Below are 13,796 nucleotides of genomic sequence, written 5' to 3' on the forward strand. Positions count from 1 at the left end.
GAGAAGGAAGTCGAGCGGCGCGTCTCCCGTGAGTCGCTGCGGCGTCTCTGGCCGGAAATATCACTGCACCGACGGCCGGCCTCCTGGTCGCATCACACCCCGCCTCGGTAACGTGCGCTGCATGAGCAGCAATACGACTCGCACCGTGGTGGTCACCGGCGCTTCGTCGGGCATCGGCAGGGCGACCGCCGCGGCCTTCGCGGCGCGCGGGCACAAGGTGATCGGGACCAGCCGCAATCCGGACAAGATCGCCGAGGCCGATCGCGCGCCCGGGGTCGAGTACCGGGCCCTGGACCTGACCGACAGCGCCTCCATCACGCGCTTCACCGAAGGACTCGGGGCGGTCGACCTGCTGATCAACAATGCGGGCGAGAGCCAGGCCGGACCACTCGCCGAACTGCCGACCGACGCCATCGAAAGGCTGTTCCAGCTCAACGTTTTCGGCGCGGTGACACTCACCCAGGCGGTAGTACCGGGCATGCGGGAACGCGGCTATGGCCGGGTCGTGATGGTGGGATCCATGCTTGCCAGCTTCCCCATGCCGTACCGGTCCTCATACGCGGCGGCGAAGGCGGCGCTACGCGGCTTCGCGACCGCGGCCCGCTTCGAGGAGTCGCCGTTCGGGGTGTGGATCACCACGGTGGAGCCCGGCCAGGTCGACACCGGCCTGAGCGAGCGGCGCACCAAGTACTTGAACGAAGGTTCTCCGCACACAACGGATTTCACGAAGTTCATGGCGACCCTGGACGCGAAGATGGGCCGGGGCGTCACCCCGGAGAAGGTCGCGAGCACGATTGTCGCTGCGGCGGAGGCGGATCGACCCGGACCGCTGTACGCGGTCGGCAGCAACGCGCCGCTCATGTTCATAGTGCGCCGCATCCTGCCGCGCACCGTCATGGAACGGCTCATCGCCAAGTCTCAGGGACTCGCGCGGTAACCGTTCAGGATTCGGCGAAGAACAGTGGTCCGATGAGCGCCAGAACACGCTCGGCGTCGTAGTGTTCCGGATCGTCGAGGACGAGCCGGGACATGGTCTGGATCATGCCCTGAAGGACCTGAACCAGCACGTCGAGGTCGATGCCCTCCGCCTCCTCGGGGCTACTGGCCAGCCAGTCGGCAAACAAGTGCCGCAAGGGAGTTCGCAGTTCATTGCGAGCCTTCTCGACCCGCTCGCGCAGCATCGGCGGAACCCCGTCGATGGGGAAATACACCAGCCGCCAGGTGGAAGGCTGAGCCCGCACCTCGGCGAGGAAGTGCCCGAGTGCGGCCGAAACAACCTCTGCCGCAGTGCCTTCCGGGGGTGCGGCAGACATCGAGCGCTCGACCGCGTCATGCATGCGCGCGGTCTCGCGTTCGATGAGCTCCTGCAGTACCTCGTCGCGGCTGCCGAAGGAGTCGTAGACCACCGGGCGGGTGACCCCGCTGCGTTCGGCGACCGCGGCAATGGACACGGCCGTGAAACCGCTCTCGGCGACCAAGCTCAACGCGGCATCCAGCAATTGCTCGCGACGATCGGCGGGCGAGAGCCGTTTCGCATAGCGGCGGCGCGGTTGGGTGCCACGGCTCGACGCGTTCGGCATGCTTCAGTCCTTCCCCGGCAGCGCGGAGGGCAGCCCGGAGGCGGTGATGATCCGGCGAACCATCCAGCGCAGCGTCTTCGTCACGGCCGCGCGGTCCGGGCCGTTCTCGGCCACCAGCAGCCGTGCTCCGGTTTCGCTGGCGCTGATCACGCCGTGGCTGAGTAGTTCGGAATCCAGCTCCGGCCGCTCGCCGAGGGCCGCGACCACGGTCAGCAGCAGGTGGGTGCGTTGCCGGATGGCGTCGCGACCACGCTCGATGCGTTCGCGCGCGGCGGGCGGCATGCCGTCGCCGGGCATCAGGACCAGTCGCCAGGTCTCCGGTGCGGAGAGCACCAGGTCGACGAATATGTCGACCGAATCCTCGGCCACCCGTACGGGATCGACACCAGGATCGACCTCGGGTGTCGCCTCCTCCGACATGGTCAGCACCCGAGCCTCCTCACGTTCGAGGAGAGCGTCGAACAGGTCGTCACGATCGGAGAACTCGGCATAGAGGGCAGGACGGGTGACACCGGCCGCCCGCGCGATGGCATGCATGCTCGCACCGGCGAATCCGTCCCGCACGATGAGACCCCGTGCGGCATCGAGCATGCGCTCTCGTCGCTCGGACACCTCACTCCTTCCGGATTCTCTCGATCATCGAACTGACATTCGGTGCGGCCAGTGTACGCAGAGCCGGTCAGCCTTCGGCCGAACGGACCTGTTGCGCCGCACGCAGCTCGGCCTCCCGCGCTATGCCGCGCACCAGGAATCCGATCACCAGCCGTTGGCCCGCCCGGACCAGGGCATCGGGTAGCGGGATGGGCGGCACCAGCACGTGCCGATACTCCAGCCGCGCACCGCCGCCCGGCCGCGCGTGCACGGCCACCACACCGTGGATATCACGCGAGGGCAGCCCTGACACGATCTGGTACGCGAAGTGTTCCGGTGACCGGAACTCCGTGACCTGTTCGCGGACCGCGGGAAAGGCCCGGCCCAGCACGTAGATTACGCGAATCGCGCCGACGCCGTTCGGTTCCGGAGTGCCTTCGCATTCCATATCGACCGCGCGCAGCGGCGTGATGTCGGCGTAGCCGCGATGGTCAGTGAGGATGTCGAACACCAATTCCGGCGGGGCCGCGATGTCCTTGGTGAGGGTGATGGCCGCCATGTCAGATCCCCCACAGCTGTGCGGCTTTGGCGATCGCCCAATGCCCCAGACCACTTTGCAGCGCACCGGGTTCCGGCTCCACGCCGAAGCTGCGGAACAGCATGCCGATCATGTCGTAGTGCCCGACCAGCAGGCACAGAGCGGCCAGCTTGCGCTCGGTGTAGTGGGTGCGCAGCCGCGACCAGGTGTCCTCGGACAGGCACCGATCAGTCTGAAGCTCGTCAACGGCGCTGAGCAGCAGACGCTCTCGCGCACTCCACCCGGGCGCATCCGGCCCGACCGCCACCCGCTCCACCGTCCGCACCGAAACTCCACTGATCCGAGAGAAGTGCGCGTGGTAGAACCACTCATAGCGCACCCCGGAGTTCCAGGTGAGGCGCAAGGTCGCCAGCTCGGTATCCCGGCGTGAAAGATGTGATCCGAGCACCAGTTTCAGCGCGAACGGCAAATAGTGCCGCATCATGCGCGGATCCATGCCGATGGCATCGGCGGCGGTCACCTCTCCCCCGCCATTGCCGATGCCGCCCAGGCGCGAGAGCACCCAGGTCAGCGGCCCCACATCACGAAATGTGCCCAGCGCGATGCGTTTCGGATCCGCGGATCGGAAGTGAGGTGCGGCGGCGAGCAGGTCGATGCGATCGCCGATGGCGGCCACATTGTCGGAGTCCTGCCATTCCGGCACCGGATTGGATCGCGAGGCGTCGGATTCCCCTGCGGGGCGGGCCAATACCGCGGTCAGATCCTCGTCCCGGCCGACCAGCGCGCGCAGCGGCCAGGCCTGCCACATGCCCGCTTCGGGTTGCAGCCCGAAGCTGTTGATCAGCATGGCCAGCATGGCGTAGTTACCGGTCAGCAGACACAGCGCCACCGTCTGCCGGTCGTCGAAGAATTCGCGCATGGCGGCCCAGGCGTCGTCGCCGATGAGCCGATCCGCACACAGTTCGTCCACCGCCCGCAGCACTGCGCGCTGCTTGTCCGACCATCCCGGCGCATCCGGCCCAGCCCCGACCCGCTCCACCTCCGCAACGGTCAATCCGGCCAGCTTGGAGGTGTGAACATGCTGGTACCACTCGTAATACGAGCCGCAGTTCCAGGCCGTCCGCAGTATCACCAACTCACTGTCGGCCCGCTTCAGCCGGGTCAGCGAATTCACGTAGCCGAAGTACAGCCCGAAGAACGGCAGCATGCCCGGCACCAGGCCGACAGCCTCGATCGCGTGCACCCGCCCCGACCCCGTGGCGGCTCCGGCGAGCCGCGACGCCGCCCATGCCAGTGGCCCGATTCGCCGCAGTTCCAAGCTGGTTCGCGGCTTGACCGGACCCCGCCATCCCCGGGTAGTCCGTACGTCGATTCCGTCGGTCACCGATTCCTCCTCGAGTCGATACCGGTGCAAATTTACGCTGTTGTTTTAGATCCCGCACGGTGTTAGCGTCAGCTCCGCGCCAGTGAGGCGAGTCACAGTCGGAAAAGGTCAACCGCCTGGCTTGCAGTGCCATGGGCAGCGCCGCCCGGCACTCATAGCGTTCAGAAAAGGCCTCCGCCCGTTTGCTTCCAGCGAACGCCGGACCCGGGGGATATAAGGGAGGAAGCACTACATGGAGCCAGCGTCGTCGACCCGTCAGCGGGGCGGTACGGCCACGGCCCTGCGGATCGTCCGCCAGAACTTCTCCGATATCGCGATCGGCAGCCTGCGCACCTTCGGACGGACGGTCGACCTCGGTGTCGAAACCCTCCGCGGCGCGGCCACCGATATCGTCGGACGCAAGTTCCAATGGCGCGAAATGCTGTACCAGGCCTGGTATTTGATCACCGTCACCGCATTGCCCGCCATTCTCATGGCCGTCCCCTTCGGCGTCGTCGTCTCCGTGCAGGTGGGCAATCTGATTCATCAGCTGGGCGCGGATTCGCTGCTCGGCGCGGCGGGCGGACTCGGCGTCATCCAGCAGGGTGCGCCGATCGCGACCGGGCTGCTGCTCGGCGGCGCGGGGGCGTCCGCCATCGCCTCGGATCTGGGGGCGCGCACCGTGCGCGAGGAGATCGACGCGCTGCGCACCATGGGCATCAATCCGGTTCAGCGCCTGGTGATTCCGCGCGTGGCGGCAATGATGCTGGTCGCCCCGCTGCTGAATATCCTGATCATCTTCGTAGGAATCGTGGCCGGATACTTCGTGGCCATCGGCGCACAGAATGTGACGCCGGGCAGCTACTGGGCGACCTTCGGGGCATTCACCGTGCTCGCCGATGTGTGGATCTCACTCGCCAAGGCGCTGCTGTTCGGGTTCCTGGTGGTGATCATCGCCTGCCAGCGCGGATTGGAGGCACGCGGTGGGCCGCGCGGGGTAGCAGACGGCGTGAATGCCGCGGTGGTGCTGTCGGTGGCCTCGATCATCGTGGTCAATCTGGTAATCACGCAGGTGGTCACCATGTTCCTGCCGATCCGGGTGGCGTGATGACCGCTGCGCCATACGCTCCCAAGGGCTTCAACTGGGCGGTCCGGCTGTTCCGCAAACGCGACCGCGCCATCTATCCGCTCGAGAACGCGGGCTTCATGCTGGGCTTCGCCTGGCAGGCGCTCACGGGAATTCCCCTGACGCTGCGGCGGTATCGCGGGCAGACCATGCGGGCGATCACCGATATGACCTGGGGCCGTGGCTCTTTCATTGTCGGCGGCGGCACGGTGCCGATGCTGGTGGTACTGGGGGTGGCCATAGGCGGCGGGGTCGGGATTCAGGCCTTCGCGGCGCTGGACCTGATCGGGCTGGGGTCGATCAGCGGCGTGGTGTCGGCCTTCGCGAATACCCGTGAGCTCGCACCGATTGCGGCGGCCATCGGCTTCGCGGCGCAGGCCGGGTGCCGCATGACGGCCGAGATCGGATCCATGCGCATCTCCGAGGAGATCGACGCCATCGAATCCCTTGGGCTGCGGTCGGTTCCGTTCGTGGTCACTACCCGCATCATCGCGGGAGCGGTGGCCATCGTGCCGACGTTCATCATCGCGCTCATCCTGTCGTACCTGTCCTGCTCCACCGTGGTGGTGCTGCTGCACGGCCAAGCGGGCGGCGTCTATGACCACTACTTCTTCCAATTCACCAGCGGCTACGACATTTTCGCGGCCGTCATCAAGATCCTGGTGTTCGGCGTCGCGGTGATCCTGATCCACTGCTACTACGGCTTCTTCGCCAGCGGCGGCCCCGAGGGCGTGGGCATTGCGTCGGGGCGGGCGGTGCGGGCCAGCTTCGTCGCCATTATCGGCCTGGACATGGTGATGACGCTACTGCTGTGGGGCGTCAACTCGTCGATCGAATTCCCGGGGTAGGGCGGCATGGCGAATTACTCGATGCCCGGCGTCACCATGACCCGGGTCGGCTCGCGACTTCTGGGCCTGGTCGCCTTCGGGCTGATCATCGCGCTGGGGGTGGCCTGGTACGCCTACAAGCACGTGCCGGAATCCGACCGGATGCGAATCCAATTGCGCACCGAGCAGATCGGCGAGGGCATCACGCCGGGGACCACGGTGCGCCTGGACGGCGTGGCGGTAGGAAAGATCACCGACGTCGAGTCCATCGATCAGGGGCGGCAGCTGCTCAGCCTGGATCTGGATCGCTCGCAGGCCTCCTCGCTCACCGATTCGTTCAGCGTCGATTACGCGCCCGAGAACCTGTTCGGAATCAGCGCGGTCACCCTGCGTGCCGCCGCGGGCGGTACGCCGCTGAGCGAGGGCACGGTCGTCGACCTGGCCGGGCGGGTCAATGACGTGACCATGGGAGCGCTGCTGCGCAGCCTCACCCAAACCTCCACCGAGGTGCTCACCCCCAAACTGACCGAGCTACTCACCCAATTCAACGGGGATCTACGGGCTTTCACGCCCATACTGGAGACCCTGGTGACGCTGAGCCGGGCCATCGCCGACACCCAGAAGTACCCGTCGTCATTCCTGATCGACCAGTACGGGGCGTTCTTCAATGGCCTCGGCACCTTCAGCTCGGCAAGCTTCAGGCTGTTCGACGCCATCATGAATGTCGAGGTGTTCAAGAACGACCGCGAGAAGTTCGACTCCTCCATCGACATGATCGCCAATAAGGCATTCCCGGCCATCGGAGCGATCGGCGGAGTGTCGGGCAAGCACTTCACGGAAATGACCGACATGTTCACGCCGCTGCTCACCGCGGTCGCGGCGACCGTGCCCAATCCGACTGTGTCGCAAGCGGAATTGACCGAACTGATCGAGCGCCTGAATCGGATGTTCGCCGACGGCCCCAACGGACCGGTGGTGAATGTCGCGGTCACGCTGCGCGGGGTGCCGGGGATCGCGGTGCCGCTGTTCGGGCAGCAGCTGTTCGCGGCGCTGACCGCCGGAGGGAACTGATGAAGCAGACAAGCGTGCGCGGCGTACTGCTGCGATTGGGGTTGTTCGCCGCCGTCATGATGGCCTTGCTGGCGGTGGTGGTCACGGCCATTACCCGGCCGGTGTCGGGCGACACCGAGTCGTACACAGCGGAATTCACCGACGCCAGCGGTTTGAAGACCGGCGATGACGTACGAATGTACGGAGTGCAGGTCGGCAAGGTCACCGCGATCGATCTGGCCGGGAATCGGGCCCGGGTCGAGATGACCGTGCAATCGGATCGACAGGTCTTCACCGCCAGCGTGTTCGCCATCCGCTACCAGTCATTGACCGGTCAGCGCTATGTCGATGTGCGGCAACCTGATTCGCCCGGCGACACGCTGAAGCCGGGTTCGACGATCGGCACCGATAAGACCGTGCCGTCCTTCGACATCACCCAGCTGTTCAATGGCTTGCAGCCGGTCCTGGCCGAGTTCTCCCCCGGTGCGCTCAATAAGTTCGCCGAGAGCGTGCTCGCGGTGGTGGAAGGCAATGGAGCCGGAATCGGGCCCGCCCTGGACGCTTTCGAGAAGCTGAGCCGCTACGTCACCGACCGGCAGACCGTGCTGACCACCATTGTGGGCAATCTGCAGTCGATCTCCGATCAGATCGGCGGGAAGTCGCCGTATCTGGTGACCCTGCTGAAGGGGCTCGCGGATGTGTTCACCGTCTTCCAGCAGAAGCTGGACGGCCTGATCAGCTTCGCCGATGTCGCGCCGTCGACGCTGGGACCGCTCAACAGCATTCTGGCCACGCTGGGCTTCACCGAAGCGGAGAACCCCAACCTCGATAAGGATCTGCGCCTGCTGTTCCCCGACCCGGAGCAGGCGCTCGACCTGCTCGGCAAGCTGCCCGGGCTGATCCAGTCACTGGCCAATCTGCTGCCGCCCGCCGATGTCCCGGCCGGGCAGGTCGATCTGACCTGCTCCAAGGGCAAGGCCGACGTCCCCGGGCCGTTCGCGGTTCTCATTGCAGGCCAGAGGATTTCGATATGCAACAGCTGAACCCGCCCGAGCAGAAGACCTCACTGCTGCACCGGCTGATTCCGGCGCTGGGCGACCTGCACACTCACCATGACCGGCATCAAGCCACCGCCATGCGCCGCGAACTGCGTTACGGGCTGTTCGGCGCTGCGGTGCTCGCGGCGCTGATGATCATTACCGGCGCGATCTACGTACTGCCGATCGGCAAGGCCACCTACACCGCCGAACTCACCGAAGGCCGCGCCGTAAAGGCTGGAGACGAGATCCGCATCGCCGGAATCCGAGTCGGCTCGGTGAAATCCCTCGAGCTGCTGCCGGATCGGGTCCGAATGAAGTTCACCGTCAAAGACAATGTCTTCCTCGGTGATCGCACCACGCTCGAGGTGCGCATGCTCACCGTGGTCGGCGGACACTACATCGCCGCCTTCCCCGCCGGAGACAAGGGCTTGGGCAAGACCGTGATCCCGTCCGACCGGGTTCGCCTGCCCTACAGCCTGATTCACACCCTGCAAGACGCCTCCACCCCGGTCGCCCAAGTCGACGGCGACACGCTCCGCAAGAACCTTGCCGCCCTCCAGAATTCCCTCGACGGAAGTCCGGATGCCCTGCGCCGCATGGGCAATGCGATGGAGACCTTCGTCGGCATCCTCAATCGGCAGAACACGGAGGTGTCGCGCGCCTTGACCGTCATGGACGAATACCTGGCCACGGTCGACCAGAACAAATCGCTGCTCGGCACCTTCGTACGCCAGATCGGACGCCTGGAAACCCAAGGCCTGGACAAGCAGGCCGAGATCAAGGAGGCGCTGCGGGTCGCCGCCCAGCTGTTGTCCCGCATCGCGGGGACAAATGACTCGTGGAAGACGCAGCTGCAGCCACTGGTGGACAAGCTCCTCGAAGCGCTGCCGCAGTTGAAGGATCTCGGGTCGCGGCTCGATCAGGTGGTGTCGAGCCTGACCGGGATTCGTTTGCGGTTGCAGAACGCGGTCACACCCGCCGACGGGATCAGCATCGATCAGTCCGCGGTCACCGTCGCCGCGCCCGTGGTGTGCGTGCCGGTGCCGGGCCGGGGGTGCTGAGTGCTGTTGAAACGAAGTGAACGCGTACTGGGATCACAGGGTTTCGTCACCGCCATCGGGGTGGCGCTGATCTCGATCGTCGCCGTCGTGGCGTACCTGGTGGCATTCGATCCACTGAAGAAGACCGTCGCCTACTGCGCGGTCATGCCGGACGCGGTCGGGCTCTACACCGGCAATCAGGTCACCATGCTGGGCATTCCGGTCGGCACGGTGCGGGCGGTGCGGCCACAGGGCGGCGGTGTTCGCGTCGAATTCGATATCGACGCCGCTCGCAAGCTGCACGGTGACGTCGTCGCCACCACGGTCTCCGACACGCTCGTCGCCGACCGTCAGCTCGAGGTGCTCGGCGACAGCAAGTCACAGACCGACTGGAATCCGGGCAATTGCATCACCAAGACGTTCACGCCCAAGAGCATCACCCAGACCCTGCAGGCGTTCACCGGGCTGGCCGATCAGCTCACCGGGAACGGGAATCCGGCCGACGCCACCCGGGTGAAGGACGCCGTCGCCGCCTTCCAGGCCGCCACCAGCGGCAGCGGCCAGAAGCTCAATCAGCTGATCCAGGATCTGGGCACGGCGCTGCGCCAGCCGGATGCGGCGATCGGGCATATGGGCGCGCTGATCGACTCCTTCTCCTCGATCGTGGGCAGCATCTCGATCAACTGGGACGACATCAAATCCACGCTCCTGCAGACCGGTCCGGGCATCACCCTGGTCAATGAGATCTGGGGCACCACCGTGCAGCTGCTGGACTCGCTGCTGGTGGTGTTCCCGATGCTCAATGACATCTCCCGCAAGTACGGGCGCGACATCCTCAATGGGCTCGATGAGCTCATGCCATACATGAAGCTGCTCTCCGCCAACCTCAGCACATTGCAGAAGGTGATCGACATGATTCCGGCGATCTCCGACGCCTTCCGCAATGCCATCGATCCGGAGACCGGCAAGGCGCGACTCACCTACGCCGCGCCGAAAGTTCAACTGCCGCAGGAGAACGCGGAGCAAATCTGCGCGGCGGTCAACACGGTCATGCCGGGCCGCTGCCGTACGGCTGCCAATGGGCTGGCCAATGCCGATCTCGTTCCACTGGTTCTCGGCTTGGCAGGTGCGCGGTGAGACCCTCCCACTCTTGCCGTCGCCTCCTGGCCGGTACCGCGCTGATTCTGGCAGCGGCACTGCCGATTTCCGGATGCACGCTCGATCCGGCAAAGGTTCCGGTGCCTGGAGCCTCGGTATCGGGGCCGACCTATGACATCAAGATCGAGTTCGCCAATGCGCTGAACCTGCCCGCCCAGGCCAAGGTCGTCGCCAATGGCGCGAAGATCGGCAGCCTGCGGTCGGTGACCGTGGTCGATCCGTCCACATCCGGACCCGGCCGAATCGAGGCGGTCGTGGAGATCTCCTCATCGGTCAAGCTGCCCGCGGGGACCACAGCCCAGCTGCGACAGAACACCATTCTCGGCGACATCTTTATCGGTTTAACAACACCGACAACGGGTTTCGACAATCTTATCCCCGCCGACGGAGTCATTCCGATATCGCAGACCAAACCGCCACTACAGGTGGAGGATCTGCTCGCCGGGCTGTCCACCTTCGTGGGCGGCGGTGCGCTGCATCAGGTTCAGGAGATCATCAACCAGAGCAACGCGGTGCTCCCCGATGACCGCGCGGACACCGCGCGCATCTTCGACACCATCGGCCGCGATATCCAAGACGTCAGCTCGAACCTCGATACCGTCGACCGGTTCCTCGACGCCATTCAATCGGATTTCAAAGCGGTGCTGGACAATCCGCGTGAACTGGCCGAACTGCTCAGCGCCCAAGGGTCGGTGGAGATCCCCGCCGACGCGAACTCGCTCATTCAAACCCTGGGCATCGTCGGCGGCCTCGGCCTCGTCGGTGAGGCCATCCGCTGGCTGGGCCCGTTCCTGACCGCAGGCGATGCCACCGCCAAGGCCCTGGTGCCACTGCTGTGGGGCTCCAATCCGCTCGACCTGAGCTCGCCGTCGAACCTGCACAAGCTGGTGGATCTGGTGCAGGGCAAGGTCATTCCCTTCGTGACGCAGGGACCGAAGGTGAATATCACCGGCCTCACCGTCGAGGGCGCGGCCGCGCCGATCGCGGGAGATCAGGAAGTGGACAGCGTCGCCCGGGCGCTGCGCATGATCGGAGTGGTGCGGTGAAGCCGAGTTCGCTTGTCTCGCTGGCGAGTATCGCCGTCATCCTGGTGGTCGGTGCCGGGTACCTGACCTTCGGTGTGGTCAAGGCGAATCCATTCCGCGAGACCGTCACCGCCACCCTCGCACTGCCGGAATCCGGTGGGCTCATCCCCCGCTCGAAGGTGCTGCTGTCCGGCGTCGAGGTCGGCAAGGTCACCGAGGTGACGCACGTCGGCAAGGGCGTGCAGGTGGTGTTCCGGGTCGACGGTGACTACAAGATCCCGGCGGCGAGCCCGGCCCGAATCGAAAGCCTGTCCGCGCTCGGCGAGCCATACCTGGACTTCCGGCCCGCCAATGGCGACGGCCCCTACCTGCACGACGGTCAGACGGTACAGGCCGACAAGGTCACCAAACCGCTGTCCATTCCCGACGTCGCCAAGACCACGACCGAACTACTGCGACAACTGGATCCGACCACCCTGGCCTCCATCGTGGACACCTTCAGCCAAGCCATGGCAGGCACCGAGACGCTGGTGCCGCAACTGTCGCACGCCACCGACCTGCTGGCCGCGACACTCATGAGCCGGACCGATGTCATCCGGAAGCTACTGGTGGCCATGCAGGCCAATGCCACCGACATGTCCTGGTCGCGGCCCGCGCTGGAAACCGCATCCGGGCCCTGGGCGGACTTCGGCCCGAAGGTGGCCGACGTGGCCGCCGCCATCGCCCGGGTCATCCGGGTCGGCGATGTGCCCAACGACTACCTGGTAGACCGACCGGACACCATCGGCCTGGTCCCGTGGCTCAACCAGCTCGCCGAACGCGTGGACCAACTCGGTCCGGAACTCGCACCCATGGTCCCGCTGCTCCGCCCACTGGTCGCCTCCGGAACCACCGCCGTCAGCAAGCTCGACCTAGGCAGCCTCATCACCCAGGCCCTGCACAGCACGAGCGCCGACGGAACCCTGCAACTCCAGATCACCGTCAAGTAGCCGTATCCGAAACAGCGGGAGTACCAATGACAATCGAACGCGACAAGGCATCGGAAACCGAACCGAAATCCGCCACACCGCAACGAACCGTCTCGATCCCGGTAGCCTCGGTCGGCTGGGCAGGTGCGGTGGCAGTACTGGCAATCGTCGCCGTGGTGCTGGGCGGTTTCCTGTTCTCCGCCCGCAGTGACCTCTCGAATCGCAACACCGCCGCGGCCGAGAACAAGCGCGCCGAACAGGTAGCCAGCGACTACGCGGTCGGCGCGTCCACCGTCAACTTCGCCGACTTCAATTCCTGGGTAGCCCGCCTGAAGTCGAATACCGCCCCCGCCCTGGCCAACAAATTCGACACCTCGGCACCCAAGCTCCAAGACATCCTCACCCCCCTGAAGTGGACCTCCACCGCCACCCCCATCACCGCCAAGGTGATGTCGGAATCCAGCGGCATTTACAAGGTCAACGTCTTCATCAACGTCTCCTCCACCAACGCCCAAAACCCCGACGGCGCGCAGACCACGGTCACCTACAACGTCACTGTGGACGGCAACTCCGACTGGAAGGTCACCGACGTCGGCGGTATGGACGGCGCGCTGCCGCTCAAGTAGGTTCGCGCCGGGAATCGTTAGGGTGAGCGTGGCGCGATGCGCGCCACGACCGAAAGGTGGAGCGGGATGCCTCGTGCCGTATTCGTGACCGGCGCTGCCGCGGGAATCGGGCGGGCGATCGCCGAGCGGTTCGCGGCGGACGGCTGGGCGGTGGGGTTGTACGACGTCGACGCCGATGCGGTGCAGGAGACCGCCGCGGCCATTGGCGGCGACACACTCACAGGCGCTTTCGATGTCACCGATGCGGAGGGGTGGCGTAGCGCGCTGGATGTATTCACTTCCGCCACTGGGCGTTTGGATGTGCTGGTGAACAATGCGGGCATTCTGGTGTCCGGCGCTTTCGGCGAAACCTCGCTGGCCACCCAGCATGCCGTTCTCGATGTGAATATCAAGGGCGTCCTCAACGGATGCTATTGCGCCCTCCCGTATCTGCGGGAGACGCCGGGCAGCCAGGTAATCAACATGGCGTCGGCCTCCGCGCTCTACGGCCAGCCCGGACTGGCCGTCTACGGGGCCAGCAAGGCGGCGGTGCGCAGCCTGACCGAGGCGCTGGACCTGGAATGGCGTGGGCTCGGGATCGCGGTGCACGACCTGCTCCCGCTGTTCGTGCAGACCGCCATGATGGATGAGGTGAATCGCGGTGCGGCCAGCGCGAAGTCGCTCGGCGTCAGGCTGACTCCGGCGGATATCGCCGAACAGGTCTGGCACACAGTGCATTCCCACCGCCGCCCGCCGCAGCCGCATGTGCTCGTCGGCTGGCAGACCAAGCTGCTGAGTGCCGCCACAGCACTCTCTCCGACATGGCTGAATCGCCTTGTCGTGGGCTACATTTCGAAGGCCGATAGCCTGGGCAAGACATACTGA

The 13,796-nt window shown here is 65.7% G+C and carries 15 protein-coding genes; 11 read left to right on the forward strand and 4 right to left on the reverse strand.

Going from position 1 to position 13,796, the window contains the following annotated elements:
• The first annotated feature begins 121 nt into the window (after window positions 1–121).
• A complete protein-coding gene (locus tag AB0N05_RS34410; protein ID WP_364701900.1) occupies window positions 122–937 on the forward strand; it encodes an SDR family oxidoreductase in 816 nt (271 codons plus the stop codon).
• Between the two features lie 4 nt (window positions 938–941).
• Here AB0N05_RS34410 and AB0N05_RS34415 read toward each other — a convergent pair whose 3' ends face one another.
• From AB0N05_RS34415 to AB0N05_RS34430, 4 genes are all read right to left on the reverse strand, one after another.
• On the reverse strand, window positions 942–1,580 hold the full coding sequence (locus AB0N05_RS34415) for a TetR/AcrR family transcriptional regulator (protein ID WP_364701903.1): 639 nt from the start codon (window positions 1,578–1,580) through the stop codon (window positions 942–944).
• Window positions 1,581–1,583: 3 nt separating this feature from the next.
• Window positions 1,584–2,192 (reverse strand): TetR/AcrR family transcriptional regulator, encoded by a 609-nt coding sequence (locus AB0N05_RS34420; RefSeq protein ID WP_364701905.1) that lies wholly within the window; start codon window positions 2,190–2,192, stop codon window positions 1,584–1,586.
• 67 nt (window positions 2,193–2,259) lie between these two features.
• On the reverse strand, window positions 2,260–2,730 hold the full coding sequence (locus AB0N05_RS34425) for an SRPBCC family protein (protein WP_364701908.1): 471 nt from the start codon (window positions 2,728–2,730) through the stop codon (window positions 2,260–2,262).
• A 1-nt stretch (window position 2,731) separates the two neighbouring features.
• Entirely contained in the window at window positions 2,732–4,093 is a 1,362-nt protein-coding gene (locus tag AB0N05_RS34430) for a carboxymuconolactone decarboxylase family protein (RefSeq protein WP_364701910.1), read from the reverse strand.
• Window positions 4,094–4,325: 232 nt separating this feature from the next.
• Here AB0N05_RS34430 and AB0N05_RS34435 point away from each other — a divergent pair, with 232 nt between their 5' ends.
• The 10 genes from AB0N05_RS34435 to AB0N05_RS34480 all read left to right on the forward strand — a co-directional run bounded on the left by AB0N05_RS34435 (window position 4,326) and on the right by AB0N05_RS34480 (window position 13,796).
• Window positions 4,326–5,180 (forward strand): ABC transporter permease, encoded by an 855-nt coding sequence (locus AB0N05_RS34435; RefSeq protein WP_364701912.1) that lies wholly within the window; start codon window positions 4,326–4,328, stop codon window positions 5,178–5,180.
• Window positions 5,180–6,046, forward strand: coding sequence for an ABC transporter permease (locus tag AB0N05_RS34440; RefSeq protein WP_364701915.1), 867 nt, complete (start codon window positions 5,180–5,182; stop codon window positions 6,044–6,046). The genes AB0N05_RS34435 and AB0N05_RS34440 overlap by 1 nt, the downstream gene beginning before the upstream one ends.
• Window positions 6,047–6,052: 6 nt before the next feature.
• Window positions 6,053–7,096: an MlaD family protein gene (locus AB0N05_RS34445; protein ID WP_364701918.1), complete on the forward strand. Its 1,044-nt coding sequence runs from the start codon at window positions 6,053–6,055 to the stop codon at window positions 7,094–7,096.
• Complete coding sequence (locus tag AB0N05_RS34450) at window positions 7,096–8,118, forward strand: MCE family protein (RefSeq protein ID WP_364701921.1); 1,023 nt, start codon at window positions 7,096–7,098, stop codon at window positions 8,116–8,118. The genes AB0N05_RS34445 and AB0N05_RS34450 overlap by 1 nt, the downstream gene beginning before the upstream one ends.
• A complete protein-coding gene (locus tag AB0N05_RS34455) occupies window positions 8,106–9,176 on the forward strand; it encodes an MlaD family protein (RefSeq protein WP_364701923.1) in 1,071 nt (356 codons plus the stop codon). The genes AB0N05_RS34450 and AB0N05_RS34455 overlap by 13 nt, the downstream gene beginning before the upstream one ends.
• Entirely contained in the window at window positions 9,177–10,292 is a 1,116-nt protein-coding gene (locus AB0N05_RS34460; RefSeq protein ID WP_364701925.1) for an MlaD family protein, read from the forward strand.
• Window positions 10,289–11,359 (forward strand): MlaD family protein, encoded by a 1,071-nt coding sequence (locus tag AB0N05_RS34465; protein ID WP_364701928.1) that lies wholly within the window; start codon window positions 10,289–10,291, stop codon window positions 11,357–11,359. The genes AB0N05_RS34460 and AB0N05_RS34465 overlap by 4 nt, the downstream gene beginning before the upstream one ends.
• Window positions 11,356–12,327: an MlaD family protein gene (locus AB0N05_RS34470; RefSeq protein ID WP_364701931.1), complete on the forward strand. Its 972-nt coding sequence runs from the start codon at window positions 11,356–11,358 to the stop codon at window positions 12,325–12,327. The genes AB0N05_RS34465 and AB0N05_RS34470 overlap by 4 nt, the downstream gene beginning before the upstream one ends.
• Before the next feature lie 26 nt (window positions 12,328–12,353).
• Window positions 12,354–12,932 (forward strand): hypothetical protein, encoded by a 579-nt coding sequence (locus tag AB0N05_RS34475; RefSeq protein ID WP_364701933.1) that lies wholly within the window; start codon window positions 12,354–12,356, stop codon window positions 12,930–12,932.
• A 66-nt stretch (window positions 12,933–12,998) separates the two neighbouring features.
• Window positions 12,999–13,796: an SDR family oxidoreductase gene (locus AB0N05_RS34480; RefSeq protein WP_364701935.1), complete on the forward strand. Its 798-nt coding sequence runs from the start codon at window positions 12,999–13,001 to the stop codon at window positions 13,794–13,796.

The organism is Nocardia sp. NPDC051030 (assembly GCF_040683015.1).
GTDB lineage: Bacteria > Actinomycetota > Actinomycetes > Mycobacteriales > Mycobacteriaceae > Nocardia.

What these genes read in the sequence shown, in the direction of transcription:
- AB0N05_RS34410 (WP_364701900.1), top strand. Translation starts at nt 122, where the DNA reads ATGAGCAGCAATACGACTCGCACCGTGGTGGTCACCGGCGCTTCGTCG.
- AB0N05_RS34415 (WP_364701903.1), bottom strand. Translation starts at nt 1,580, where the DNA reads ATGCCGAACGCGTCGAGCCGTGGCACCCAACCGCGCCGCCGCTATGCG.
- AB0N05_RS34425 (WP_364701908.1), bottom strand. Translation starts at nt 2,730, where the DNA reads ATGGCGGCCATCACCCTCACCAAGGACATCGCGGCCCCGCCGGAATTG.
- AB0N05_RS34435 (WP_364701912.1), top strand. Translation starts at nt 4,326, where the DNA reads ATGGAGCCAGCGTCGTCGACCCGTCAGCGGGGCGGTACGGCCACGGCC.
- AB0N05_RS34440 (WP_364701915.1), top strand. Translation starts at nt 5,180, where the DNA reads ATGACCGCTGCGCCATACGCTCCCAAGGGCTTCAACTGGGCGGTCCGG.
- AB0N05_RS34445 (WP_364701918.1), top strand. Translation starts at nt 6,053, where the DNA reads ATGGCGAATTACTCGATGCCCGGCGTCACCATGACCCGGGTCGGCTCG.
- AB0N05_RS34450 (WP_364701921.1), top strand. Translation starts at nt 7,096, where the DNA reads ATGAAGCAGACAAGCGTGCGCGGCGTACTGCTGCGATTGGGGTTGTTC.
- AB0N05_RS34455 (WP_364701923.1), top strand. Translation starts at nt 8,106, where the DNA reads ATGCAACAGCTGAACCCGCCCGAGCAGAAGACCTCACTGCTGCACCGG.
- AB0N05_RS34475 (WP_364701933.1), top strand. Translation starts at nt 12,354, where the DNA reads ATGACAATCGAACGCGACAAGGCATCGGAAACCGAACCGAAATCCGCC.
- AB0N05_RS34480 (WP_364701935.1), top strand. Translation starts at nt 12,999, where the DNA reads ATGCCTCGTGCCGTATTCGTGACCGGCGCTGCCGCGGGAATCGGGCGG.